At 44.3% G+C, this 25,177-nt stretch carries 27 protein-coding genes and 1 pseudogene; 16 read left to right on the forward strand and 12 right to left on the reverse strand.

Annotated elements, in window-relative coordinates:
* Window positions 1–218 precede the first annotated feature (218 nt).
* Complete coding sequence (locus BN1546_RS05885) at window positions 219–1,442, forward strand: acyltransferase (protein ID WP_040101962.1); 1,224 nt, start codon at window positions 219–221, stop codon at window positions 1,440–1,442.
* Between the two features lie 203 nt (window positions 1,443–1,645).
* Here BN1546_RS05885 and BN1546_RS05890 read toward each other — a convergent pair whose 3' ends face one another.
* A complete protein-coding gene (locus tag BN1546_RS05890) occupies window positions 1,646–1,900 on the reverse strand; it encodes an aspartyl-phosphate phosphatase Spo0E family protein (RefSeq protein ID WP_040101963.1) in 255 nt (84 codons plus the stop codon).
* A gap of 236 nt (window positions 1,901–2,136) precedes the next feature.
* Entirely contained in the window at window positions 2,137–3,522 is a 1,386-nt protein-coding gene (locus tag BN1546_RS05895) for a helix-turn-helix domain-containing protein (protein WP_090736477.1), read from the reverse strand.
* Window positions 3,523–3,724: 202 nt separating this feature from the next.
* Between BN1546_RS05895 and BN1546_RS05900 the strand changes: the two genes are divergently transcribed.
* From BN1546_RS05900 to BN1546_RS05910, 3 genes are all read left to right on the forward strand, one after another.
* On the forward strand, window positions 3,725–4,174 hold the full coding sequence (locus tag BN1546_RS05900; protein ID WP_238791015.1) for an AbrB/MazE/SpoVT family DNA-binding domain-containing protein: 450 nt from the start codon (window positions 3,725–3,727) through the stop codon (window positions 4,172–4,174).
* 247 nt (window positions 4,175–4,421) lie between these two features.
* Window positions 4,422–4,928, forward strand: coding sequence for a DJ-1/PfpI family protein (locus BN1546_RS05905; RefSeq protein WP_013369728.1), 507 nt, complete (start codon window positions 4,422–4,424; stop codon window positions 4,926–4,928).
* An 86-nt stretch (window positions 4,929–5,014) separates the two neighbouring features.
* Entirely contained in the window at window positions 5,015–5,509 is a 495-nt protein-coding gene (locus tag BN1546_RS05910; RefSeq protein WP_013369727.1) for a PepSY domain-containing protein, read from the forward strand.
* 50 nt (window positions 5,510–5,559) lie between these two features.
* Here BN1546_RS05910 and BN1546_RS05915 read toward each other — a convergent pair whose 3' ends face one another.
* Entirely contained in the window at window positions 5,560–6,036 is a 477-nt protein-coding gene (locus tag BN1546_RS05915) for a hypothetical protein (RefSeq protein WP_025678856.1), read from the reverse strand.
* 333 nt (window positions 6,037–6,369) lie between these two features.
* On the opposite strand from BN1546_RS05915, the pseudogene BN1546_RS05920 reads away from it, so the two are divergent.
* From BN1546_RS05920 to BN1546_RS05935, 4 genes and pseudogenes are all read left to right on the forward strand, one after another.
* Window positions 6,370–6,855, forward strand: a pseudogene (locus BN1546_RS05920) (glycoside hydrolase family 11 protein); the annotation flags it as partial.
* Window positions 6,856–6,924: 69 nt separating this feature from the next.
* Entirely contained in the window at window positions 6,925–7,998 is a 1,074-nt protein-coding gene (locus BN1546_RS05925; protein WP_013369725.1) for a polysaccharide deacetylase family protein, read from the forward strand.
* A 178-nt stretch (window positions 7,999–8,176) separates the two neighbouring features.
* Complete coding sequence (locus BN1546_RS05930; RefSeq protein ID WP_090736482.1) at window positions 8,177–9,112, forward strand: hypothetical protein; 936 nt, start codon at window positions 8,177–8,179, stop codon at window positions 9,110–9,112.
* 75 nt (window positions 9,113–9,187) lie between these two features.
* Window positions 9,188–9,424 carry an NHLP leader peptide family RiPP precursor gene (locus tag BN1546_RS05935; RefSeq protein ID WP_025678851.1) on the forward strand — a complete coding sequence of 79 codons (237 nt, stop codon included), beginning with the start codon at window positions 9,188–9,190 and terminating at the stop codon, window positions 9,422–9,424.
* Between the two features lie 99 nt (window positions 9,425–9,523).
* On the opposite strand, the gene BN1546_RS05940 is transcribed toward BN1546_RS05935, so the two are convergent.
* Together BN1546_RS05940 and BN1546_RS05945 are read right to left on the reverse strand one after the other, a co-directional pair.
* Entirely contained in the window at window positions 9,524–11,413 is a 1,890-nt protein-coding gene (locus tag BN1546_RS05940; RefSeq protein WP_013369722.1) for an ATP-binding protein, read from the reverse strand.
* Between the two features lie 132 nt (window positions 11,414–11,545).
* Complete coding sequence (locus BN1546_RS05945; RefSeq protein WP_013369721.1) at window positions 11,546–11,833, reverse strand: hypothetical protein; 288 nt, start codon at window positions 11,831–11,833, stop codon at window positions 11,546–11,548.
* 183 nt (window positions 11,834–12,016) lie between these two features.
* On the opposite strand from BN1546_RS05945, the gene BN1546_RS05950 reads away from it, so the two are divergent.
* The 3 genes from BN1546_RS05950 (at window position 12,017) to BN1546_RS05960 (ending at window position 14,088) form a co-directional block, all read left to right on the forward strand.
* Window positions 12,017–12,277: a hypothetical protein gene (locus BN1546_RS05950; RefSeq protein ID WP_013369720.1), complete on the forward strand. Its 261-nt coding sequence runs from the start codon at window positions 12,017–12,019 to the stop codon at window positions 12,275–12,277.
* A 92-nt stretch (window positions 12,278–12,369) separates the two neighbouring features.
* Entirely contained in the window at window positions 12,370–12,549 is a 180-nt protein-coding gene (locus tag BN1546_RS05955; protein ID WP_013369719.1) for a hypothetical protein, read from the forward strand.
* Between the two features lie 456 nt (window positions 12,550–13,005).
* Window positions 13,006–14,088, forward strand: coding sequence for a bifunctional 3-deoxy-7-phosphoheptulonate synthase/chorismate mutase (locus BN1546_RS05960; protein ID WP_013369718.1), 1,083 nt, complete (start codon window positions 13,006–13,008; stop codon window positions 14,086–14,088).
* Between the two features lie 138 nt (window positions 14,089–14,226).
* Here the strand turns inward: BN1546_RS05960 and BN1546_RS05965 are convergent, their stop codons facing one another.
* On the reverse strand, window positions 14,227–15,087 hold the full coding sequence (locus BN1546_RS05965) for a TrmB family transcriptional regulator (RefSeq protein WP_090736484.1): 861 nt from the start codon (window positions 15,085–15,087) through the stop codon (window positions 14,227–14,229).
* 155 nt (window positions 15,088–15,242) lie between these two features.
* Between BN1546_RS05965 and BN1546_RS05970 the strand changes: the two genes are divergently transcribed.
* On the forward strand, window positions 15,243–16,145 hold the full coding sequence (locus BN1546_RS05970; protein WP_090736487.1) for a DMT family transporter: 903 nt from the start codon (window positions 15,243–15,245) through the stop codon (window positions 16,143–16,145).
* A gap of 67 nt (window positions 16,146–16,212) precedes the next feature.
* Here BN1546_RS05970 and BN1546_RS05975 read toward each other — a convergent pair whose 3' ends face one another.
* Entirely contained in the window at window positions 16,213–16,392 is a 180-nt protein-coding gene (locus BN1546_RS05975; protein WP_013369715.1) for an aspartyl-phosphate phosphatase Spo0E family protein, read from the reverse strand.
* Between the two features lie 87 nt (window positions 16,393–16,479).
* Entirely contained in the window at window positions 16,480–17,712 is a 1,233-nt protein-coding gene (locus BN1546_RS05980; RefSeq protein WP_090736490.1) for an MFS transporter, read from the reverse strand.
* 131 nt (window positions 17,713–17,843) lie between these two features.
* On the opposite strand from BN1546_RS05980, the gene BN1546_RS05985 reads away from it, so the two are divergent.
* Complete coding sequence (locus BN1546_RS05985; protein ID WP_013369713.1) at window positions 17,844–18,101, forward strand: YqkE family protein; 258 nt, start codon at window positions 17,844–17,846, stop codon at window positions 18,099–18,101.
* Window positions 18,102–18,431: 330 nt separating this feature from the next.
* Window positions 18,432–19,109, forward strand: coding sequence for a peptidylprolyl isomerase (locus BN1546_RS05990; protein ID WP_013369710.1), 678 nt, complete (start codon window positions 18,432–18,434; stop codon window positions 19,107–19,109).
* 216 nt (window positions 19,110–19,325) lie between these two features.
* Here BN1546_RS05990 and BN1546_RS05995 read toward each other — a convergent pair whose 3' ends face one another.
* Together BN1546_RS05995 and BN1546_RS06000 are read right to left on the reverse strand one after the other, a co-directional pair.
* Window positions 19,326–19,997: an MgtC/SapB family protein gene (locus BN1546_RS05995; RefSeq protein WP_090736492.1), complete on the reverse strand. Its 672-nt coding sequence runs from the start codon at window positions 19,995–19,997 to the stop codon at window positions 19,326–19,328.
* A gap of 115 nt (window positions 19,998–20,112) precedes the next feature.
* Complete coding sequence (locus BN1546_RS06000; RefSeq protein WP_090736494.1) at window positions 20,113–21,546, reverse strand: N-acyl-D-glucosamine 2-epimerase; 1,434 nt, start codon at window positions 21,544–21,546, stop codon at window positions 20,113–20,115.
* Window positions 21,547–21,749: 203 nt separating this feature from the next.
* Between BN1546_RS06000 and BN1546_RS06005 the strand changes: the two genes are divergently transcribed.
* On the forward strand, window positions 21,750–22,541 hold the full coding sequence (locus tag BN1546_RS06005) for an SDR family oxidoreductase (RefSeq protein ID WP_090736496.1): 792 nt from the start codon (window positions 21,750–21,752) through the stop codon (window positions 22,539–22,541).
* A 123-nt stretch (window positions 22,542–22,664) separates the two neighbouring features.
* Here BN1546_RS06005 and BN1546_RS06010 read toward each other — a convergent pair whose 3' ends face one another.
* Window positions 22,665–23,447, reverse strand: a complete 783-nt coding sequence (locus BN1546_RS06010; protein WP_064962449.1) for a YwaF family protein — start codon at window positions 23,445–23,447, stop codon at window positions 22,665–22,667.
* 140 nt (window positions 23,448–23,587) lie between these two features.
* On the opposite strand from BN1546_RS06010, the gene BN1546_RS06015 reads away from it, so the two are divergent.
* Window positions 23,588–23,800, forward strand: coding sequence for a hypothetical protein (locus BN1546_RS06015; protein WP_025675499.1), 213 nt, complete (start codon window positions 23,588–23,590; stop codon window positions 23,798–23,800).
* Between the two features lie 89 nt (window positions 23,801–23,889).
* Here BN1546_RS06015 and BN1546_RS06020 read toward each other — a convergent pair whose 3' ends face one another.
* Entirely contained in the window at window positions 23,890–25,164 is a 1,275-nt protein-coding gene (locus BN1546_RS06020; protein WP_025675498.1) for a methyl-accepting chemotaxis protein, read from the reverse strand.
* Between the last annotated feature and the right edge of the window lie 13 nt (window positions 25,165–25,177).

Below are 25,177 nucleotides of genomic sequence, written 5' to 3' on the forward strand. Positions count from 1 at the left end.
CCTTCCTCTCCTCTTCCTGTGCGTATCCTTAAGTTATAAATTCACTTTAATTTATTCTGGTTTCACTTAGATTGTAAACGCAATCATATTAAATTGGAACTACTTCGCTCTTCTTACTTTCAGGTGGCGTTAATCCTGCACTAATGTTTCTACGTTACAATACCTACAATTGTGCTAGGGAAAACATGTGCGAATCTTGAGGAAAAGGAGTGATATGGATGAGCAAGCCACGTATTGCGGAATGGACAGAACTACGGGGTCTTGCCTACCTCGCTGTCGTGCTTCAGCATTGCATTGGCGAATATATTTATCGCAGCGACATCCAACAGCCGGATTCCGTTATGCTCGCGATGCTGTACCATTTGACACGTTTTGGCACACCCACGTTCGTCTTCCTGTCTGCGGCGCTGCTATTTTATAATGGTAACAAACCGATTGGCTATTCCCGTTATATTGGCAGACGGTTTCGAGATATTTATGTTCCTTTTCTCTGCTGGACCATTGTTTATTGGGTATGTACTCAGAACTGGTCAACAGCGCAGTGGGGAAATATATATTTTTACAAAGGCATGTTTGAAGAAATGATCATCCCCGTCAGCGGATATCATCTATGGTTTGTGGTCATGATCTTTCAGTTTTATATTTGGTTTCCTTTATTTGCAAAAGCAACCGAACGGATTCGGACGCTTCTACGTCCTTTTAGCACCAAAAGGCGCAAGCAGCTTGTTTTGGCTGTGATGCTGATTGCTGCTGCGGCTTATGCGTTGCTGTTACAATGGTCCTACTATGACATGTCTGCATGGAGCGCTTGGTTGCCATCCTTTGGACAGACCCTGTTAGATTACCGCACTTATAACTTTGTTATGTACTTTTTCTATTTTATGCTGGGCGCAGTATGCGCCTATATGACGGACACCTGGCGGGGATTGGCCCAACAGACGTTGCCGTGGAATGTATTTATCTTTATTGGTCTGTTCATGCTCATGGGTCACACGATGCTGATCCAGTCTGGCGATACGATCAATCTCAATATTTCTACTTATCTGAAGCCAAGCACCTTCGTGCTGATTGTCTCGCAGTTGCTTTTGTTGTACGGACTGCTGCTTCATTTGCAAAAAGACCCGCGTACCGAGCCGTTTCGCCGTATGCTTAACTGGATTGGACGCTACTCCTTCGGAGGATATCTGGCCCATGCACTCGTGCTATCCTTCATATCCTATTACACTCGTCCGCTTGCACTGGGTGATCATCATTTTACAGCTACGCTCATTACGTTTGTCGTCGTGGCAAGTGTTTCTCTGGGCATCAGTTGGTTCTTTGCCCATCTGCCTGGCGGCAACTGGATTGTTGGCTCCAAAGGCAGACAGCGCTTGAACTGGCGGCCTAATTTTCAGTTTCTCTCCTCCAAACGTGCTTCCAAAAGCACACAGGAGCTTGGCTAATCTTCTGCTCAGCGTTTCAGCATAGGGATTCCAAGCTACATCAAAAGTACTTTCGCAGGGCTCATGTATTGAGCTCTGCTTTTTTTATTGTCAAAGTATGCTGAATCATATCCCAGAGTGATTAACATTTTATGACATGGATATGTATTTTATTTTAAAATAAGTCATTATATAGAATAATCATAAGCATTACGTGGGAGAATTCACACTTTTGCATAAAAAGAATGGGGGGATAAACTCAACATACCATTGTCGCTGATCATGATCTGATCCACAACTTGGTGAGGCTGCTTCCTGGTCTGAAACATACGGTTGAACTGATTAATCAGTTCATCCAAAAGCATAGACTGCTCCAGTACACAAGCATGTCCTAAGCCATACTCTGTGTACAGATCATGTAGGCGTTGTCTGGCGCATTCCATTTGTTGAATTAACGTTTTCGTTTCATCCTTGTTCATCCTACATACCTCCTATTGAATCTCATTTTAAGAAAGGATGTACAAATACGTCAGGATCAATTTTGAAGCAAAAAATTACAAAATAATACAAAAAAAAAAAAAAAAAAGACCAGCAATAAGCTGGCCAATAAAAAACTAAAATATTGTTTAAGCTGTGCCAATATTGTCCTTAAGTTTGGATTGTGTTCCCGTTTGGGACTCCAATTGGGACTTGTAGTGGGAATACCAGTAATAAGCTAGTCGCTACAAATAGTAAAACCGTCTTTTCGATCATTTTTTTCCCACATATTGTACCGAGCTACTATTCCGTGTTCAGCATGTGCTCTGAAACGTTCAAACAAACCCACACAATTAGCAATAAGAAGTTCATGTTTAAGAGCAACAGCTTTTTCAAAAGCGTCTATCAAACATTTGAAACCGTATGAGTATTTGCCTTTATTCAAGTTATATTTAGCTAACTTATACCAGAATCGCACGTTTTCTTCGAGTATAACTTGCTGCTCTGTTAATGTACTTGAATATAATTGATCTCGATAAGATTCAATTTGGGGTTCAAAGTGCTGAAGAATATAATCAATATCGATGTTATACCGATTAGCTACTTCTATAACATTTAAAAGTTCTGCAAATATATGTTGCTCTCCAGATATATGGTCAACGTAATCTGGCAGCACACTAATATCTCCAGACATAAGCTTATTAACACAGGTATTAATTTTTGCCCAATGCTCAAATTTTTCTAGCCAATGGAGTGTATCTGGATCATTTTCCTTCACCCAGCTTAGATCGGAATAACCGCGAAGATGTTCTAATGCCTGTTCATGATCGCCTTTTGCATCACAAGCATTAGCACACATCAATTCTGCGTAAGCTATGTATACAAACAATGGCCTGCTTAGCTCTTTTCGTGGTTCTGCTCCTTTTCGCTTGGAATTGTGAACCAAATGATATTGGAGTTGTCCTAACTGACCCATCTGATGTGCAAATTCATACACCTTGTCCCACATACTTAATGATCTATAGACATTCGCCAAATCTTTTAGAGCATCTAATTGCTCGATCTCGTCTAAACGATCCACAAAAGGGGCAAATTCGATGGCAGCCTGAAGGTTTACAGCCCGATCCTGTCCGACGTTGATTTGGAACAAGCGATACTGGCAGATCGCCAATCGCTCTGAATGCTGCTGCTTCTCACTTTCAGCTACCTTTTTGTATAGGTAAGCGGCTGCTTCGTTGTAACCGTCTTGGTATACATTTTCGGCGACTTCAAAGAGCGATGGCAGATAATTAGGGTTATCCAATAACAGAATGACAACTCGCTGCAAGCAGTCCAATCGCCCTAGCTCAATGCATCGGTACAGGAACGGGCTGATTTTTTTCCAGTTGAGTGGACATTCTTCAATGCATTCTTCAATGTAACGTTCGTAAAAATAATCCGGTGGTAAATTCATTCCCGCAGTAATACTATCCAGTTGGTGAACAGACATAGACCGGTTGCCCGTCACAATACCACTAACTGTACCTACATTCAAATCGATCGTGTGACCAAACTCGGTCATGGTTAAGCCTTTTCGTTTCAGATAGGTTTGAACTTCTGCCTGTATCGTAGGTGTGATTTCCATGGATAAACCACCCTTTCAGCATCTTCATAGATTCCCATTTTCAATAATTCATATAGTTTTGAAACAAATAGTATAATTACTGTTTTTTCATTCATGATAATACCATCTTTTGGAACATCAATAAATACTTTTACTTTATAGATTTTTATATTTTTATTAGGAGATCATTGGATGATAGATTATTATGATAGGAGAAGATCACTTGAAAAATACAGGTATGACACGTCCCTTGGACACGTTAGGCCGGATTGTTATTCCAAAGGAATTGCGAACCTCTATGGGTATTCAAGCTGGCGAGTCTTTAGAATTTTATTTGGATGTTGAAACCGGATTGTTAAGTATGCGGAAGTATATTGGTGTCTGCTGTCACTTATGCCATTCGGTCCAGGATTTAAGCTATTTCAGACATTCATTTTTATGTAAAAAATGCATACAAGATTTGAAGGGAAACATCGAGGATTGTCCAATACCTGCTCTTGCTGTTAAGGAAGCTGGAGATAGTGAGAAAAGCATAAAACGATCGTCTTCACAACATTTGGTTGAACATCTAAGAAGACTTATGCGTGAGTATCCAACAGCCCAGCAAGGCGAATATGCTGAATGGCTTGGCGTGTCACAAAGCCGTATATCTCAGCTTAAAAAGCTATTATAGGTGTTGATTAACTTGATCCCAGTAAACTCCAATAACCAGTCGCTGTTTATCTCAAGGCGACTGGTTATTTTTTAACTTCGAAACCATAATGACTAAAATTTAACAGATTAGATTTCAAAACTTCCAAATGATATTGCTGTAAAATATGGATTTAAACTCTTCAAGATGATATATTCTGACTATATGTAAACTTCCTAAAAACGCTTTTAACGGACTTAAAACAAAAAAATGGTTAGTGGGTGTATAAATGAAGTCACATGTTCTAATTTATGATGGGTATGTTAGTTTTGAAATTATGCTAGCAACCTATTTTATGAAAACCAAAGGGGATATTGTTACGATTGGAGTATCCAAAGATCCTGTCATTTCCTATGAGGATTTTAAAGTTACGCCTGCGGTAGCCCTTGATGAAGTGTCTGCGGAGGACATCCAACTCCTAATTATACCTGGTGGAGATAACACTCAATTAAAGACAAACAAGCAACTTCTAGCTCTCATTAAAGCACTAAATAATGATCATAAAGTGATCGCGACCATTTGTTCTGCCACTGAACTATTGGAGCTAGCAGGTGTTTCTCCTAAAAATCATGTGAGTCATCCATCGGGTCTGGAGATACACAAGAATATCATATCTGCTAAACCCAATAAGTATGTAGATTTTGCAATCGAAATAGGCAAGGTCATGAACATTTATACGGATGATGATGATTTTAATGAAACGATAGACTTTTTTAAGCTTTTTAAAGATAGCTGACTCTCCTCACAACAATCACTTTATGTATGGTGATATTTGGGATATTATTAATAAATAAATTTACATACATAAAAGGGGTAATTAGAATGAATGACAAATTAAAGGGGCTATTCGTGGGCTTAACCGTAGGGATGATGATTACGGGTGCAACCGCAATGGCTGCGTCTGGAACAAGTGTAAATGCTGTTGTGAAAAAGTTTGATGTATTTTTAGAGGGTACAAAAAAGAACACTGCCGAGGGCTTAATTTACAACGGAAACACGTACATCTCTGTTAAGGATATTGGAACTGCCGAAAGCAGACCAATCAGCATCAAGAGTAATAAACTCTATTTAGGGAAACAGCAAAATATTATTACAGAAAATCAAGCACTCGATATTCTTTTGGATAAAATAAAAAACGAAGCTACTAAATATAATTTACACGTAATGGTTGAAGGGATCGAAGGAACAAAATACTCTTTAAGAGCTTTCGAAGATTTCCCTGATCACATTGCAACTTATGGATTCTATTACGTAGACAAATACACTGGTAAAGTAACTAAATATGACATCGTAAATGATAAGGAAGTTGAAATATAAGGATGGGTTCTCCCCATCCTTTTTTATTGTAAAACAATTTTACTCCCAGACTATCGCTTCAATTGAGCTTCATTCGAAGTTCCAGATTTACGGTCAAATGTAATCGGACCTTTACGGTTCACAAGCCGTTTCAAATCCACGGTCATTTCGTTCTTCAATTTATCAATGAGCTGATCCTCTTGAATTCCTTTGCTTTTAGCAACCTCGGCCAACGATTTCCCCTGTCCCAGCTCTTTCTCTAACTGGACAGGAGTGATGCCCAGCAGCCTAGCTACTTTCTCGTTGAGATGGTGATTCAAGCCGCCAGGCCTTTTGCCATGTCTATGTCTGTGCACATGTCCGTGCCCGTGATCGTCCTGTGGTTCAACATTCCACTGTTGGGCTTCCCCTTGGACTGAATTATTGGGAGTGCGAGCTTGCAACGAATGCTCTGATTCCATACTGAATGCTCCTGCGGCACTTGTAGCACCGAACATCATTACTCCTCCATATAGGATAGCAGCGGTCAATTTCCATTGTTTTTTCATGTTGTGGACCCTCCTTTCACCCTTTTTCATCTATATTTTCTCTTTCAGCTTTTTTTATTCGTATTTCGCCTGTTAAGTAACCATAAGACGGGAAAAAGAGCTCATGAGCATTGCTATCACAATTACACCCAACCTTCGATCTTCACGCGCTCCTTGAGAACACTATCGTGTAGAGTGAGCAAAAATAAACAACTAAACTTTCTACAATATAACTTGAAGTTTTTCAGGTTAAATATGAAGGGTAACATGATAATATTAATTTGTAATCGATTACAACTATATTTTTGGAAATAAATGTTGTATCAAGCTACTACAGAATGCATTGCATCACAGTCAGCATTATTCCGTAAAGGCAAGAAATTCGACGAAACCAAGACACACCAGCAAATCGGAAATATTTCTGTAAACTACAGCGCCAACTACCAACCAAATGGTAATTCTTATTTATGCGTCTATGGATGGGCAGTTGACCCGCTCGTAGAATATTACACTGTCGATAGCTGGGGAAGCTGGCGTCCACCTGGTGCAACACCAAAGGGCACCTTTACCGTTGACGGGGGAACATATGATATTTATGAAACCACTCGGGTTAACCAGCCTTCTATTAAAGGAGACATTACAACTTTTCAACAGTATTGGAGTGTCCAGACATCCAAACGCACAAGTGGAACCATATCGGTCAGCGAGCACTTCAAAAAGTGGGAAAGCATGGGCATGAAAATGGGCATGATGTATGAAACTTCACTTACTGTAGAGGGATACCAAAGCAGCGGCAATGCCAATGTAACTAATAATACCATTACGATTAACGACAGATAATCCTAAGGGCGGAACGACTCTAAAATCAACTAACCTTACTGTTTATTAAAATTGTTAGGAGGAAGAACCTTGTCTATAGCTAAATTAGGAAAATGGACGGCGATTATGTCAATCACCGTGTCTTTATTCACAGGGTCGCTGGTAATCTCCAACAATCAGGCGCATGCGGCTGATTGCTCGAACGGTTATGTAGCGTTAACCTTTGACGATGGCCCCAATCCCTCTAATACCAGAGCACTGCTTAGTGCCCTGAAGCAAAACGGATTACGCGCAACGCTCTTTAATCTTGGACAAAACGCGCAGAATAATTCTTCGCTCGTACGTGAACAACAAGCAGCAGGCATGTGGATCGGTAACCATTCATGGTCACATCCGCATATGACGCAACTGAGCGCATCACAGATGTCATCGGAAATTACACGCACACAGCAAACAATACAGTCTATTACTGGCACGGCACCAAAGTTGTTCCGTCCTCCGTATGGCGAGACCAATGGAACCCTCAAATCCATTGAGAACCAAAACGGTCTTACTGAAGTGTTATGGAACGTTGACTCCCAGGACTGGAACGGCGCCTCCACCGCACAGATCGTAGCTGCCGCAAGCAGACTTAAAAACGGCGATGTGATCCTTATGCATGATCAGTATCAGACTACACTCCAAGCGATCCCACAAATCGCACAGAATCTCAAAAACCGCAACCTTTGCTCTGGTATGATCTCTCCAAGCAATGGCCGGGCGGTAGCGCCTGACGGCAAAAACAACGAAACACCGCCAAACACGAGCACAAAAATCGAAGCAGTAAATATGACGAAGAGCGGTCAGTACACTTCAAATATCAGCTCGCCGTTCAACGGAGTGGCTTTATACACGAACAATGATTCGGTGAAATTCACACAGAATTTCACCAGCGGTACCCATAGTTTTTCACTCCGGGGTGCTTCAAATAATTCCAACATGGCCAAAGTTGACTTGAAAATTGGTGGACAAACGAAGGGTACCTTCTACTTCGGCGGGAGCAGTCCTGCGGTCTATACTTTAAAAAATGTCAACCATGGCACCGGAAATCAAAAGATTGAGCTTGTTGTAACAGCCGATGATGGGACATGGGATGCTTATCTTGACTATTTGGAGATCATCTAATTTTAAAAAAACAAAATCCCGGCGGGATCTTCCCGACCGGGATTTTTGTTGGTATCTTTTTCACATAATTCTCAATGTAAAAATAACATAATATTGCAATATCGCAATCTCTTATATAATGGCGGGTAACACCTAGAAGTCGCTACAAAAACATTCATAAGAGATGCGGGTGGTAGCCATGGAATGGTATTTTGCATACAAAGAAGAATTGGAAAAGGTATTCCGCCAAGCGGAGGAACGGACGGCTACATTTCCGGTTCCTTTTCAGCAAGAGGGGTTAGACTACCTGGCGCGGTTTAATCCGTTGCGGGAAGACAGTACGCGTAATTACATATGCTATTTGCTTCCATTTTGGCTGCAGGAACTGACCGGACTGTCTCCCGAAACATGTCGCAAGCTGTCACTCGGCAACGTGTTCGTCATGGCTCATTATTTAATTCAAGACGACGTGATGGACACAGCAGCAGACAACCGTAAAACGCAACTTGCCTTAAGCCAGCTTTTCTATACCGAGTGTCTAAACATTTATCAGGAGCTTTTTCCGGCAACCTCTCCTTTTTGGTCATATGCCCGTACGTATGTGGACGAATGGGCCGTTAGTGTGATATCCGAAGGAACAGAGGACTATTTTCAAGGTGAAAGAAATAAGGTCGCACTAAAAGCCAGCCCATTAAAAATGGCCGGGACGGGTGCCTTATTGCTCGCAGGTCATGCCGATCTGATTCAGACTGTTACCCATATGACAGATTTGAGCTTGCTCGTGCTCCAAATGTCGGATGATTGGGCAGATTGGTCAGAAGACTTGGTGGAACATAGCTATAACTGCCTATTGTCCCATATCAGCGCCGAACAAAAGACGGCGTACTGTGAAGGACTAGGAGCACAACAAATTCAGGAAGCGATTTATGTACGCGGGGCGCTCGCCAGCTATGTGGACATTGCGAATCAAGCAGTCCAGGAGCTAGAGACGATGGAGCCTTCCATCCACGGTCTGCATAGGTTCGCACATTCCATCGCAACAGAGCTCAGCGAAGAGGCAGCAGAAATTGAAGGCGGACGCTCACATTTGCGAAGAGGCGGGCTTGATTATTGGCTCTCCAAAAATATGAAATAATGCTAGATTTTTCTGAGTCTTACGTGGTATACTGACTAGGTAATTATAACCAATTGAATGAGAGGGTGATTTTTGATGGCTACTGAAGTTCTTCAAACACAAGTCATTCAAAAAGCTTGGGAGGATGCCAGTTTCAGAGAGAAACTGATGGCAGATCCCAAATCTGCAATTCGTGATGTGTTAGGAGTCGTGATCCCCGATCATATCCAAATCAAAACGGTAGAGGAAACGTCTGATCAATTTTATCTGGTTATCCCTCCAAACCCTTCAGGCGTGCTCGCTGCATCCCAGAAACCTCGCGCGATGTGGTAGATTGGTTCTTGTAGCTTATTTAATCTATACTTTTTAATCTCAAGCGGGTGGGCTCAGCAAGCTTCCCTCCGTTTTCTCCGAACGCAAAAAAGCCGGATGTTATCCGGCTACGGGGAAGCGGATGGTCGCTTCTGTTCCCACCCCTTTTGCACTTGTAAAAGATATTTTACCATTCATCGTTTCAATAATCCGAAAGGTCACCATCATCCCCAAACCCGTGCCTTTAGTCTTATTCGAAAAATAAGGCTCACCTAGTCTGGATAAGGTCTGAGCATCCATCCCTTCACCATTATCCCGAATATGAATGACTGCTTCTCCATTGTCCACATAAGCCCATATATGAATATGTCCCTGTTCTCGCAACGCTTCAATACTGTTTTTGATAATATTGATAAATGCCTGCTTGAATTTGGAGGAATTCCCGCGCACTTTGATTTCCTGGGGAATATCCAGCGAAATTTTACCACCTTGCAGATTTGCCATTGGACTGATAATTCCTTCTATATGTTTGAACTCATCCAGTATGGTCAACGTTTTGGTATGGTCAAACTCCGGCTTGGCAAAAGTCAGAAAATCAGTAATAATCGCGGACGCTCGATCCAGCTCCTCCAGAGCGATATGCAGATAGTCTTTGTTCTTACCATCCTCCTGCTTGCTCATCAACTGAAGAAATCCACGTGTAACCTGAAGCGGATTGCGCACTTCATGAGCTACAGATGCAGCCAAATCGCTAATAATCTCCATTTTCTCTGAACGTTGAAGCTCATTATTGAACATCTCCAGTTCTCTGGAATACCGAACCACTTGCTTGTGCTTTTCCGCCAGCCTTCTGCCCAAGATCGCAATCAATGCCAGGACAAAACCGAACACGCCCCATTTCCATAAAAACATATTGTAGTGTCCGTCCCGGATAAAGAACCAGCTGAGTTCTGCGATCGTGATGACTGCAAAAAATGCAAAGCCTGTCGATAAAATGATCGCTTCATGGTCTCCCTTAAGCGCCATGCGAATCGAAGCAAATACCAAAAGTACCATCAAAGCTACGAGCAATATACCGAGGACGATTACACTGAAGAAATAATATACATCGTTGAGTCGCTCCTGTGCTCCTAAATTCACAATCATGATGATGAAGCAGAACAAAGAGTAGGCGGTTAACAATTTTCTGAATTTCCGAATCAGTAAAATTGAATTGATATTTTGCTCAAAAAAGAAGGCTAATGAAGGCAACAGAATAAATAGCGCCACATCAAAAAGTTGTAAATACAGCTTGCCATAGCCTCGATAGAACGTATATAAAAACGGTGAATACGTTACAATCATCAGACCGATAGACAATACAATCGCACTTAGGGACAACCACATCGCCATACTTGGACGGAACAGGAAAAACGAGCAGATCAATAGCACCAGGGCGATAAAGATAAATGTACTGCCCAGTACAATATCCAAGACATCCATTCTGACCAAGTTTCCCAACAAGTCACGATAATCACCAGTCATCACATTTCCGATAATGCCCAGTCTATTTTTACTGCTTTCCGTCCATATGTATAATGTTTTACCACTGTCTTCTGGCTTCAGCGGAATCAGAATACGATTATTCTCATAATTATAGCCACGGTACGATTCATAAAAATTGGTGCCATCCTTATACAGTGTAATGTGCCTGCCATAAATATTTTCAAAAAGCACCGCTGGTGTTTCATCATTTAACGAAGGTAGCTTAATACGAATCCAGGCGGTGCCTCTATTGCCCGGCTGCTTGAGCAGCTGTGTATCATCTTCAATATGCATCCAGACCTTACTGTGATCAGTTACCTCATCTAAAGAGCCATCCTCGTCTTCTGCTCCCCATCTCATATCCCAGGAGGGTATCTTATACTCCCTTTCCGGGGTCATTTTGGCCGCATAGCCGATGTGGTCCAGCGACAATAGTATCACAATGACCGCTAGCAGAGCGGCGACAGCTTTGGGCACATGCCTCATATTAAGCACCTCAAAGTTACGTAGTAGGATTTACAAATTTGTATATGTTTTAACATTTTTATCTTCCTGAAACTATATTATTCTATACGATGATGTTCATACCTTCTTCAAAATAAGGGTATCATGTTCTTTTTAATCATTATTTGTAAAATCTTCATATTGGTTAATGATCATTTCCTGTTCGCGTTGCTCCATCTGCTCTCTAAGCCCTATCCAAGGTTCACATTCTTCATCCTCATAGATCGTCCAAATATCGGAGAATAAATAATCGCGTATTTCTACTATTTTTCCGGCCTGTCCGCCGTCTGTCCAGTATAAACCATCCGGACGCCGAATAACGGTACGCGAATAGCCTGGAGTAGATGCCTTTTGACCTACTCGGATCCGGCTAATCATCGGACCAAACATGTACCATTCCAATTCATATCCCTCCAACTCCTCTTTATCATATCACAGCAGTTACCAAAAAAACGCTTATTGGGAAAGAGCATATCCCTATTCGCATGATTTTAACTTTTTACAGACACACTAACTCTAAGTTTAGCCGTTCTGCGGTTTGGGTAAGGTCGAAATAAGCAACAAAAAGCAAAGGAGCTGAGTTAGATGGCAAATCGCGACAATCAAAAGACTGAGCTACAGGATCATGATTTTGAGCCTTCCCTGCAAAATGCAGAAACAAACTGGGAGAATCTGATCGAGGGGCCTGATACTCCTCTGGAGGACGTACCTGATGCCGATGAACTGACACCGAACAGTCCTGTTGATCCCTCTGCGCCTGCTGAATTCCTGCATGGTACAGATTTGCTGAATGGTACCGATGGGGATGAAGAAGAACAACTGGACAGTGACGATATTCTGGATTAATTACTGCATGTTATAGGAGATAAGAAAGCGGTTTCTCATCTTGCTATGCGGGTAATGAAGTGTATATACCGAAAGGAGTTGACTAATCTCCTATGTATAAAGATCCGATGTCTCAAGCTGATATGGAGTACAAACGCTATAAAACCTTGAATCCTGTAGAAGAGGATGACCGCAGGACTGCGGACAAGACTCATACGGACGATGGCATAGCCGAAGATAACCCACGAGGAGTCGCATCAGCGAAGCCCGAACCCAGAGATCAAGCAAGATGATAGCACAGATAGGGAATGCAAAAACTAGAATCGGAAATCAGGGCTTGCCTTCTGCATCCACTTTGTTTAAAATAAGGTCAAATCTTTTGAATACCATGAACAAAGACATAGACGGAGACAAGTAAGCGTCATCGGATTCCCACAGAAAGGTATGTATTGCTGAGAGCGTACCGCAATCCCGCGTTGAAATTCACTCCCGAGTCGAGCCTTGAACCGACGACAGAAGGATTCATTCCTTTGACCGCAGTAGAGGTTTCCGGAAGCCCCCGTTACGGGCATCAAGCTCAGAGGTTACTGCCGTCGATTGAATGACGTTGACGACTTGCATGTATACTTCTGTAATTAGGGTGGTACCACGGCATTCGTCCCTTGCGACGAGTGCCTTTTTGTGTTATTTTCTGCAAAAGTCTATGGGCTGAAAGAAAAACAATTTTTAAATCGGGAAGGGTGTACTGTATGTCAACCAATGAAAATTCTTTGGAGCTGTTGCGGGAACAGCTCGATGCTACAAACTTGCAATTGCTGGAGCTGCTGTCCCAACGCGCTGAACTGGCAGGACAGCTAGGAAAATTGAAAGAAGCTCAAGGAGTACCTGACTTTGATCCAGTGCGCGAGCAACAAATGCTGGACAAGCTGATCGCAGCTAATCGTGGACCTTTCGACGATGCTACGATTCGCCAGCTGTTCAAAAATATTTTCAAGGCTTCTCTGAACTATCAAAAAGAAGAACACAAAAAACATCTGATTGTCAGCCGCAAAAATCAGCCGGATAGCACGGTTATCAAGGTTAAAGATACACTGGTGGGCGGCAAAGCCTCCATCATGGTTGCAGGTCCTTGCTCGGTGGAAAGCTACCAACAAACTCGCGAGGTAGGTGCGGCTCTCAAGGAAGCCGGTGTGCCGATTCTCCGTGGTGGCGCGTTCAAGCCGCGTACATCTCCGTATGATTTCCAAGGGCTAGGTATTGAAGGCCTGCAAATTCTCAAACGCGTTGGCGACGAGTTCGGGCTGGCTACAATCAGTGAGATCGTCGATCCAAGACATTTGGAGGAAGCCATCCCGTACATCGATATCATTCAAATTGGCGCGCGCAACATGCACAACTTTGAATTGCTTAAAGCTGCGGGTGAAACCAGAACTCCGGTTCTGCTCAAACGCGGATTGGCTGCCACAATGGAAGAGTTCCTTCATGCTGCTGAATACATCGTTTCCCGTGGCAATACACAAGTCATGCTGATTGAACGCGGTATTCGTACGTATGAAAAATGGACACGTAACACGCTGGATATTTCCGCTGTTCCGATTTTGAAAAAGGAAAGCCATCTGCCTGTACTGGTGGACGTAACTCACTCTACAGGACGTAAGGACATCCTGGCTCCTTGTGCCAAGGCTGCCCTGGCAGCTGGTGCCGACGGCATCATGGTAGAAGTTCACCCGAACCCGGCAGTTGCTTTGTCCGATGCTCAGCAACAGCTGAACATACCTGAGTTCCACAACTTCCTGTCTGAAGTCAAAGAATCCGGTTTATTCAAAGCGTAAAACTAATTTTATGCCTAAACCTTCAATAAAAAGAATGCCATAGTGGTTATCATCCTAAACACAGCATTCAATAAATTAGGCTCATGGAAAATACTCCATGGGCCTTTTTATTTTTGCATATCGGACCTCGGACAATCTCTATACACGTTTAATGCTCTTTTCAGTCAAAGGAACATAATATCCTTTTCCATTCGGACCCATAGTAAATTTATTGCGAAGATGGATTAGATTAGGGCCAAATTTTGCCTCCAATTCTTCACGGAACTCATATAGGATTTCCATGATATAAATATCATGAATAATCACTTCCGTAATCGGCATTACAAGGCCTGGGTGTAGCGTCCATGCAGCGCGGCTGTCATCACCAAGTGAAAGTATGCCAGCTACAACCTCCCGGTCATCCACGCTAAGCACAATCCACCGACCACCGATTTCGGACGTAATCTCCTCACTCATATCATGGCGGTAAACAGTAGCAAAATCAAAGTTAAGATCACCATATGCTACAAGGATCACCTCAATTCCTTGCTGAGCAGCTTGCTCTAAGGCATCCCGGAACACCTCGGCATCCTCTTTCCAAATTTCCAGTAAAATTCGGTGTTTTGCTCCCTTCACACCTTCGTTGATGCGATTGATAATGGCTTCATAACCCGAAATATTCCAAATATTCTCTCTATTTTGAAACGATGCTGTGTACTGCTCCAAACTCTCTTGCGCCACATTAAAAATCTGTTCTGCTTTGCGTTTTCTCTGGGCAATCAATTCATGTGGAGGAAGCGGCACATACAGAGGTGTATTTTCTTGACTTACCATGATGTCCCCACGGTTGACCATCCCCGACAAAACCTCATAAATTTTGGATCTCGGTACTCCAGAGTTCAATGAAACGGCATATCCCGAAAGTGGAGAGCTTTCCAATAAGGTCACATAAGCCTTGGCTTCATATTCACTAAAATTCAAATCACGTAGAATTTCTAATATGTTTGGTTTTGATTTCATGACGTCTTCTCCTCAATTCATGTTCTTCCTTACTATATCACTTCCCCTTGACAAAAACTGATATACAAATTATCTTTTTAGTAGTATTTTCATAGTAGTAACTATAGTAGCTACTATGATACTTTCATAAGGGATGAACTCAGGGAGGATACAACTTGAACAAAGTCATAGCTCATCACAGCGAAAGCAACCGGATTTACTATACTTCTACGATTCTAGCCTTATTGATCTGGAGCACATCGTTTATTGCCACCAAAGCAGCCTATACGACGTTCCCTCCTCTTACCTTGGGTCTATCCAGATTTATCATAGCTTCCATCGTACTAGGTATCGTTTTGCTAATCAAAAAAGAACAAGTCAAAGTAAAGCCAAAGGATTTGGCTACGATTTCGTTTAGTGGGGTTTTGGGAATCACTCTTTATTTTTCAATGGAGAATATAGGGGTTAGCTTGACAACCGCTTCCAACGCAGCATTAATTGTCGCATCGTATCCGGCAATTACATCGCTGCTTGAATTTATTTTGTATAAAGTTAAATTATCCAAATATAAAATCTGCGGTATAGCACTGGCCATGATCGGGGTATATTTCTTAACCTCAGTTGGCGAAAGCTCGGATGGTAAGAATCAACTCATCGGAAATTTAATCTTGATTGGAACCGGATTTGCGTGGGCGTTTTACACTTTCATGACGCGCAAGGTTGTGGACAAATATCCGCCGGTGACGTTATCTTTTTATCAAACCGTTGCAGGTAGTATCTTTTTCATACCGTTAGCCTTATTAGAAAAGGATAGTTGGCAGGCTCCGACAACGGGATCGTTTATGTTGCTCATGTATCTGGGTGTGTTCTGCTCTGTTATCGCATTTTTGCTTTATAATTACGGATTAATCAAGCTGTCACCGAGCAGTTCCGTTTCTTTAATGAACTTGGTTCCGATATTTGGAGTGTTGTTCTCTGTCTTACTATTGCACGAAACGATTACATGGCGCCAAATCATTGGCGGTTTGGTCGTTATTATAGGGGTCTTGATGAGTGCACACCAAACAAGCCGTACGTAAAGATATTGCAGTCCTACAATACTAGGGCGAGTGGCCTTTCTAAAAGTTCTCGCCCAGTCGGCTATATCTAGGCAGTCGGCTTTTTTTCTTTTATATAAAAAAGGTGGTTATATTGATTGATGAGGTTATCCATAATTACAGACTGTTTGAGCACACTAGCATGATTAAAACCATGTTTTGCTTGCAAAATATACAGCTTTTGACGAGCATTCTCAAGCTGTTGACGCAAAATGTCGTCTCTTATCATAATATATCCCTCCCTGTCATATGATCAGTGTAAAGGGTTATGAATAATATACTAAAAATAAGGGTTTGGGATAATTATCTAATTGGCCTAACCGGCAGAATGAATATTCTGCTCCGTAGCGTTATTTGGGGCTGAAATCGGGAAAACGTTTTTTCCCTTCGCCCATAGCAACAACGCTGCAACCAGCAAGATGCCACCGTTTAATACGAAGATCCAGCGAATGGGCATCCAGCTACCAAGCATGCCGCCAATCAGCGGTCCCGCCATCGTCGCGAGCTGGGTAGCTGATTGATTCAGGCTAAAGGCTCGTCCGCGAAACTCCGGCTTGGTGACTTCCACAGTCATTGCATTGATCGCCGGCATGACAGACGCATAAAACAATCCATATCCAAACCGAAGCGCACCAAAACCAATAAAGTTGGTTACAAAAAACTGCAAGATGTTCCCGATTCCCGAACCGATCAGTCCAATCAGCAGCACTTGGGCAAAGCCGATTTTCCCTCCAATCCGGCCCCATCGGGGAGCCATCAGCACCGCCGCAATGCCTACAGCTGAGAATACAATCCCGGAACTTAAAGACGCATGGCTGCGATCCACGCCCATTTCAAGCACATACACCGTAATTAACGGTTCCAAGATCATGACGGAAAAGGTACTTAATCCAGCCAGAATAAGCAAAAAGTACAACGGCCGATTAGCAATAGCCTCTTTGATATCATCACGAACATGCGAGCGGGTACTGGTGCCCTTGAAGCTATCCTCTCTAGCGCCAAATGTCGCGATGAACGCAGATACCAATACAAGAGCCGCAGAGAAATAAAAGGCATTCCGATTGCCATAATAATGACTCACCACACCGCCAATCAGCGGCCCTATAATGCTGCCCGTCGCTGCAGCAGTCGCCATAATGCCAAGGGCGTAGCCCGTTTTTTCTTCAGGCGAGCCCGTCCCGACCAGCGCAATCGCCGCAGGAATAAATCCGGAGAGGAGTCCTTGAAACAAGCGAACTCCTACAAATACATATGGGTCTGTCACCAAAGCACATACCAGATACAATACAGCCAGGCTGAAGCCTGATCGAATCAACATCGGCTTACGCCCATACTTATCTGCCAGCGAACCCCAAAACGGAGCAATCAACGCGCTCGCTAAAAAAGTAACTCCAAAGGCAATCCCCGACCATAGTTCCAGGTGATCGTTAACACCCAATTCTGTATTCAGAAAAATAGGTAAAAACGGAATCGACACGGAATAGGCCATGCTGCAAAACAATACTCCGATCCACAAAACAATCAGGTTTCGCTTCCAATATAGATGCATGCTGCCACACGTCCCTTCTGTTCATTCCATTATTACCCTCTAAATTAGAAAAGTCTACCGTAGACCTTAGCCTTTCATCGTGGAACAACCACGAAGAAGCTGATATAATCGAATGGAATGGAGATGATGACATGGCTAAAAAGAGAAATTCGTCTTTCGCTGCTCCTGCGGCTCAGGACAAACCTGCTACGTTAAAGGATCTGTTGAGTCAGGACGTGCTGAACAAGCTTAAGGCTCAAGCCAATGAAGCGCAAGCAGAACAGGACAAGCGTAAAGAAGACGAACGGCAACGTGCCCTCGAAGCAAAAAAAGCTGAACAAAAGAAGCTGGACAACAACTTTGAACACCTGTTGAATAACAGCGATTTGGACTGGCACAAATATAAATAAGCCAAAACCATTGCGGTTTTGGCCTATCTTTACACTTTATGTTATAGCCAGTCACGAATATGTTGTACTGAATACAGCACCCCTACCCAAACCGGCAGACTGAACGCCATACCCCATATGAGACCTTTAGCCAGTTTTTTGTCTACCTCCATCATGATCCTGCCCCTTTCCTTGGGAATAGCAGCAGTATGGGTCAAGAATACGGCTTTCAAACCCGTATTTCCTTATCCCCAGCAAAAAAGGTATGATAGTAAATGGAAAAGTGTTCTGCGCTGTCCCCAAACTATAAATTAGGATGTTACACCATCCAACCTTTCAGGAGGAATATTAATGAACCGAAAATCGATACGCCCATGGTACACATTGTGCCTGCTAGCCATCATGCTCGTGCTGGTTGCCGGATGTGGCACAAAAGCGGCCGATGTGGAAGCCGCAAGCCGGACAAGCACTACAACGCCCGCTGCAACTAAAGACAAAAGCAAGACTGTTTCACATCCAGTTGTCACGATTGTCATGAACGATGGCAAGAAAATCAAGCTTGAGCTGTATCCGGAAGTAGCACCGAACACGGTTAACAATTTCATCTCCTTGGTGCAAAAGGGAGCTTATAACGGTACCATTTTCCACCGCGTCATCCCAGGCTTTATGATTCAGGGTGGTGATCCGCAAGGTAACGGTACAGGCGGCCCCGGCTACAGTATCAAAGGGGAATTCAAGAGCAACGGCGTTAACAATACACTCAAACATACACGTGGCGTATTATCCATGGCCCGCTCGGCGGATCTGGATTCGGCCGGATCGCAATTTTTTATCATGGTTGCCGATGCGGACTACCTCGACGGTCAATATGCCGCTTTCGGTAAAGTAACGTCCGGAATGGACGTGGTCGACGCTATCGTCAACTCCAAACGGGATAGCAATGACAAACCTACCAAACCAGCTACAATGAAAAAAGTTACTGTAGATACGCTGGGTAAAAAATATCCAGAACCCGTCAAAGTAAAATAATCCGTCTTTCAAAACGAGATAACAGCAACGACCTTGTGCATACGCATGAGGTCGTTGTTGCTTATCCCCTGATGCTTTCTAAGCTGCTGGCTCTGTGATGTAGTAAGAGTATATACACAAAAGGAAGCGTTTTCAATCATTATTTTTAAAGTATTTTACTGTTAAATGGGTCTGTCAGCGTTCGACAAAAAGATACTAAATGAGCCGTAAAGTCGTCTAATTGGATTTGGTCTCGACTGAACGGATACCTTCCATCTCTTGCAGCAGTGACAACAATTCCTCCACTCCCTCTGACCGGGACAGCTTTAGAAGCATATGAACCATCAACTGCTCACCGTTATTGATACGCTCGGCGTGAAAGCTGTGAATGGTCAGCTTTTTGTTCTCCAGCAGTTCTTTAATTTGATTCAGTAAGCCCGGCTCATTTTCAACCTGAACAACTACTTGCCGTGTGGACGGGGTAGCCATCTGATAAAAACGACTATGGAGCAAGGACTGAGCCGCCAAAATAAACAGCGTTACACCCGCGCCAAGCCCATACATTCCTGCACCGACAGCAATACCAATCCCGGCGGTAGTCCAGATGCCCGCAGCGGTGGTAAGCCCTTTGATTCTATTTTTTTGTGTAAAAATCATTCCTGCGCCGATAAAGCCGACTCCACTTATAACCTGTGCTGCTATTCTGGAAGGGTCCAGCGACAGGTTGGACCATACAGTCTGATCCTGAAAACCGTATTTGGATACCACCATCATAAGTGACGCCCCGATCCCGACAATGAAATGTGTGCGAATGCCGGCCTCCTTCATCCGACTTTTGCGTTCATAGCCGATTAACGCGCCGCACAATCCGGCAAACATGACCCGAATCAGGTAATCCCAATCCCACATACCTTTTTCACTCCACTATTGTTTAATTTATGAAAAGATGTTGCCTTAATATATAATTCATGATGCTCCGGCAAATGAGCCGTTATACAGCTGTTATTTTGTTATTACCCAAATTTTAAGGAACCTTCACTTCATGTTCGGGAAGATTGCGATGTGCCTTTCTCCCCTTGAGTAGCCACAACTCTGGTGTATCCTGTACACCATCTACTCGCATACTAAATGCCCTCGATGGTAAATTGCGTATACGGAGCAATAGACGGTTTCCGTCTGCTGCTGCATCCACAAGCTCTAGCAGTGTTAGTGAATCATTTGTTAGCTTGCGGTTCAAAGCGGGAGTTGAATCTGCGTTGTCCTCACGGCTCCAAATACGCAGCTCATCTAAAGACGGCGTAGTAATTCGCTTGCTGAAAGAAATAACCACCTCATCTTCGGCTAAACGTTCCGCCCTAAGAGGTATTGGAGGCTCATCGTACATGTAGCCTCCCAGGTGGTATTCATAGGCAGTCCAGGCGTTGTAGTCGCCCTCCAGGGCGGTAGCCCCGAACTGCCGCGTCCACTTGCGGTCCCGAACCATCCGCGCGAGCGAACCGATATCCGCCTGCGCTCCAAGGGAAAGGTCCGGGTAAGCGGCGCGTATGGACTGCGCGATGCGAGCATAACCGCGAATATACTGTGGCGGCAGACGGCGGCGCATCCAGTCCGGCCAATGGGTCTGGAGTACGTGCATATCCGGAGCTACGCTCCCGATCATGGCTACCGCATCCAGGCCCTGCCATTCCCGCAGCTGGCCGGGAATATCACCACGCCCGCTCACAGCGAGCGACCATGTCGCCACGCAGATGTCCGGCCGGACATCACGCACACCGCCTGCGCCGTTCACCAGCTCATTGATGAGACCATTCACGGCGTCCACGCGCAGATCGACCCACTGCGCGTACAGCTTCGGGACCTTCCGGTAGTAATTCCGCGCATGCTTATCGCGGAAATTTGGAATGTCCTCACCGCAGCGTGCACGGAAGACACGCTGTGCATGTGGTCCAATATCCCCGTACACTCCACTGCGCAGCCCGTTCCATTCGGGGAAATAAGGCTCCGCCACCTCAAAGCCGTCAAACGGAATATCGGTGACGAGCCGGGCAGCGGCTTTCTTTTTCCATTCCACATATTCCTGGGCAAAATGCGAAAGCCGCTGAAAGCCGTCGTTGGGCTCGCGCAGCAACTCCATACGCCATTCCTTCCACGCTGGCGGCAGCTGGGACACGCCAAAAGAACCGTTGCCCAGCACCATCGCCCACACCGCGATGCCTCTGCGCTGAAAAGCAGCAACAAGCGCTCCATCCACTTCATTTTCACGTACAACAAAATAATGCACGGTCTGGTAGCCCGCAAGGGCGATCTCATCCGCTATGCTATCCCGCGACCGATTGGCGTAATAGGGAAACAACGGATCAATTTGAATACTGGGACCGTTCAGAGCCCATGGTTTCATTTTTCCGATTTGTGCTATAGAGTCTGTCGATTCGGATCGCTCCTCTCTCTTATTGTCCAATTCGATCCACCTCCGTCACTCACGTTTTTCCGATACTTGCTCAGAATCTACAGGTTTGGGCTATATGTTCCTACTGGTTCGCCTATGTTACCATATTTCGCAAATGGGGTGAAATGCAGCAGCTACTGTTTCATCATTAGCGTTCAGAGGTATTGGAATAACGAGTCAGGTTTAGCTTATGAACGGAATGGGAGGAATAGTCAATGGCAGAGCAGAGATTGCAAGGAAAGATAGCAGTGGTCAGTGGTGGAGGTTCAGGAATCGGTAAAGCAACTGCAATTCGTTTTGCAGAACAAGGCGCCAAGGTGGTCTTGCTGGATCGGACACCCGAGCATGCAGAGAAAACCAAAGCAATCATTGAACAGGCTGGCGGTGAAGCACTTGTGCTGGAATGTGATATTTCCAAGCCAGACATGATTCAGCAGGGGTTCGCTAAAGTCGCGGAGACATACGGAAAGCTGGATATCGTATTCGCCAACGCAGGCATTAATGGCACCATGGCCCCTATTGAGACCATGGAGCTGGAAGAATGGGACCGCACGATGAACATTAATCTACGCGGCACCTTCGCTACCGTTAAATATGCCGTTCCATACCTGAAGGAACGCGGCGGCAGCATTATCATCACCAGCTCCATCAACGGTAACCGAACCTTTTCGGGTATTGGGTTCTCAGCTTACGCTTCCACCAAAGCGGCGCAGGTTGCTTTTATGAAAATGGCAGCGCTGGAACTGGCACGTTACAAAATTCGGGTTAACGCGATATGCCCAGGAGCCATCGACACGAAAATTGATGATAACACGTACCCTACCGAAGACTTGAAGAAGGTACAAATTCCAGTCGAATTTCCGAAGGGCGGAGAGCATCCGCTGGAGGATGCTCCCGGTGAGCCAGAGCAGGTCGCCAATCTGGTTCTGTTTCTCGCCTCAGATGAATCATCCCATGTATCGGGTACAGAGATCTATGTAGACGGAGCAGAATCGCTGCTGCGCTAAGCATAAAGGGGATCGTTGTCCCCATATAAACTACTGTTTAGTCATTCCTAGCAGCCTTATCCCAAGTCATTACTAGTGGAAAAGGCTGCTTTTGCATGACTTGTGCATCGTTTCACAACAATTCTATAGCGCCCTGTCAGCACCATGCACAGCTCCTTTGCGAAGGCGGACATACAATCTCCCTCCTGGCAGCACCTCAAACAACAACATCAGAAGAGAAAAGAACAGCAGCGCAATGGCTTCTTCTGCCAAAATATAAACAGGGTATGGTCCCAAAACATCCAGTATCGATGGTGTCGACGGCTTTCCGGTCAGAAACATGTAGTTGGCACCGAGAGCACGGTCTACAATCCACACCATCAACGCCAAGCCATTGAGAAATAGCATAACTTTCCCTACACCCTTCCACGTCGGTCGGAGCCCTGCGATCCAGGTCATATATAGGGCAGCCAAAATAATAGCACTATGAGCTACGAAAAAATGGATAAAACGATAGTGAGGAAAGGCATAAGCCAAATTAGGCGTGAGTACGGCTTGAAGCGCTCCTCCAATTCCGGCAAAAAGGACCACCGGGTATAACCAGCGGCTGCGGAAAATAAGCATGAGGATGGACAACAGCAGTGTCACACTGCACAGCTCTAAGGGCAATGATGTCTGGACATCCCAAATATGCTGTGCCACATACCATATATTCAAAGTCACCTCTGAGAGAACGAGGACCGTAATTAATAGCCAGCGAATTCCCTCACTTACAGGCTTATTCGACCGAATCCAGCCCCGCGTTAGCCACAGCAGCACAGCGCATACAATGAGTCCCAGTATAGCCAAACCATGTGACGGAGTAAAAGCCTCGAACCCTTCCGGCGCGTACGCATCGAACCAAGACCCTGACCATAGCCAGTCCATAGAAAGCCCCCTTCGATCTCTTTCTTTTTTCGCACCTTCTATTTTATACCAAATAGTCGAATATGTTCTAGCCATCTTTCTTGCTTGTTCAATACCTTAACCTTTATGATAAAAGATATTATATTCAAAGGAGAACACTCATGCCGATTAATCGCCGACTAATTACAGATCAGGATTTCAGCGAGGCACTGGAACGTCATCTTCGTATCCGGGTATTTCAAGATGACCAATTGATTGGCTCAGGCGGGACTATAATCCGTTTTGACGATCAAACCATCGTTGTGCAGTCTAGCGTCAGTGATCTGGCTTACCATCCCAGAAAACAATGTGAGTTTTTTGAAATTAAAAAATAGCCACCACGCACCGGAGAACCCGTTTGCTTCGTTTTCCGGTGTGTAGCGGCTAAGTTTTATGGGTATGCATCATGTCTCACATGACGGTTTTAGTTATAGTTGATTCCACGTGTTTTCATCATGAGTTTATTCGTAAGCACTTTCAAGTCCTCGGAAGAGGATGAAATTTCCTGCATAATAGCCGTCTCCTCATGAGCAGCCGTATAAATTTTGTGAGCACCTTCAGAGAATGCCCCTGACATTTGCTGAATACGATGAATCTGCTCAAAGGTTTGATCCACCCGATTCGTCTGCTCTGTTACGGCTTCTTCCATAGTACGAATGCTTTCGACAAATTCACGTACAATAGCGTTCAAACGGTTCAGTGTCTGATCGACAGAGCTTGTCCGTTCCGCCTCAGCACTGACCAAAGACGTTTGCTGATGCATCAACTCCACGGTCTCTACGATTTGTGACTGTACACGGCTAACGATAGCATTAATTTGCTGTACAGACTCCGTACTTTGGGCGGCAAGTGCGCGAATTTGGTGCGCCACTACAGCAAAGCCGTTCCCTTCTTCTCCCGCACGTGCCGCTTCTATGGAAGCATTCAGCGCCAACAGATGGGTTTGTTCGGCAATATCCTTCACGGTGCTTGTAATCGCTTCAATTTGTGAAGCTTCTTTTTCCAGTCGTGCAATCACCTGCTGCGAACGACTATGTGAAGCTGTCAGCTCTCCCATTCCATCCATCAGGGATGAAAATACAGTCTGCGTCGAATCCACTGAATGCTCCATATGGCCTGACAATTCCAGCATATGTCCCGATTTGTTACGCATCATTTTAAAATCGCCGAGCATTCGATCCGCTGTTTTAATTGATTGGGCAGATGCTTGCTTTTGCTGCTCCACGCCATCCAAAATATCTTCTACCACCGTAGACATGGATTCGATTTGCGCCGTAGCTTGTACAATAGCCAAGCTCAGATTTTCTGCACTTTGCGAAGTTGTTCTGGTGCTATACGAGATCTCATTGAACATATCTTTAATGTTCAGCATCAGATGCCGAAATGCATCGTACAACACTTTGATTTCATCATCTGAACGGCGCTCTGGAATTACGACAGACAGGTTGCCCGACGAAGCTTCCTCTGCGGCCTTGGCCAATCTAACAATTGGCCGTGTAAGTAATTTTGAGATCAACCAGCCCAAAATGCCACTCCACAGGACACCCAATAACAAAATGATCGAGGTGTATACCCATTCCTGTGTACCATGAGCAAGCCAGTCCTTGAGTACAAAAATAAAAAAAGCGCTTGTTCCATAGGTTATTGCTGAAATTGAGACAAATGCAGTAACCATTTTCGTACCTAGTGACATCTTCATGTACTGTAGCCCA

Source organism: Paenibacillus sp. Mc5Re-14 (genome assembly GCF_001049835.1).
In the GTDB taxonomy this organism is placed as follows: Bacteria; Bacillota; Bacilli; order Paenibacillales; family Paenibacillaceae; genus Paenibacillus; species Paenibacillus polymyxa_C.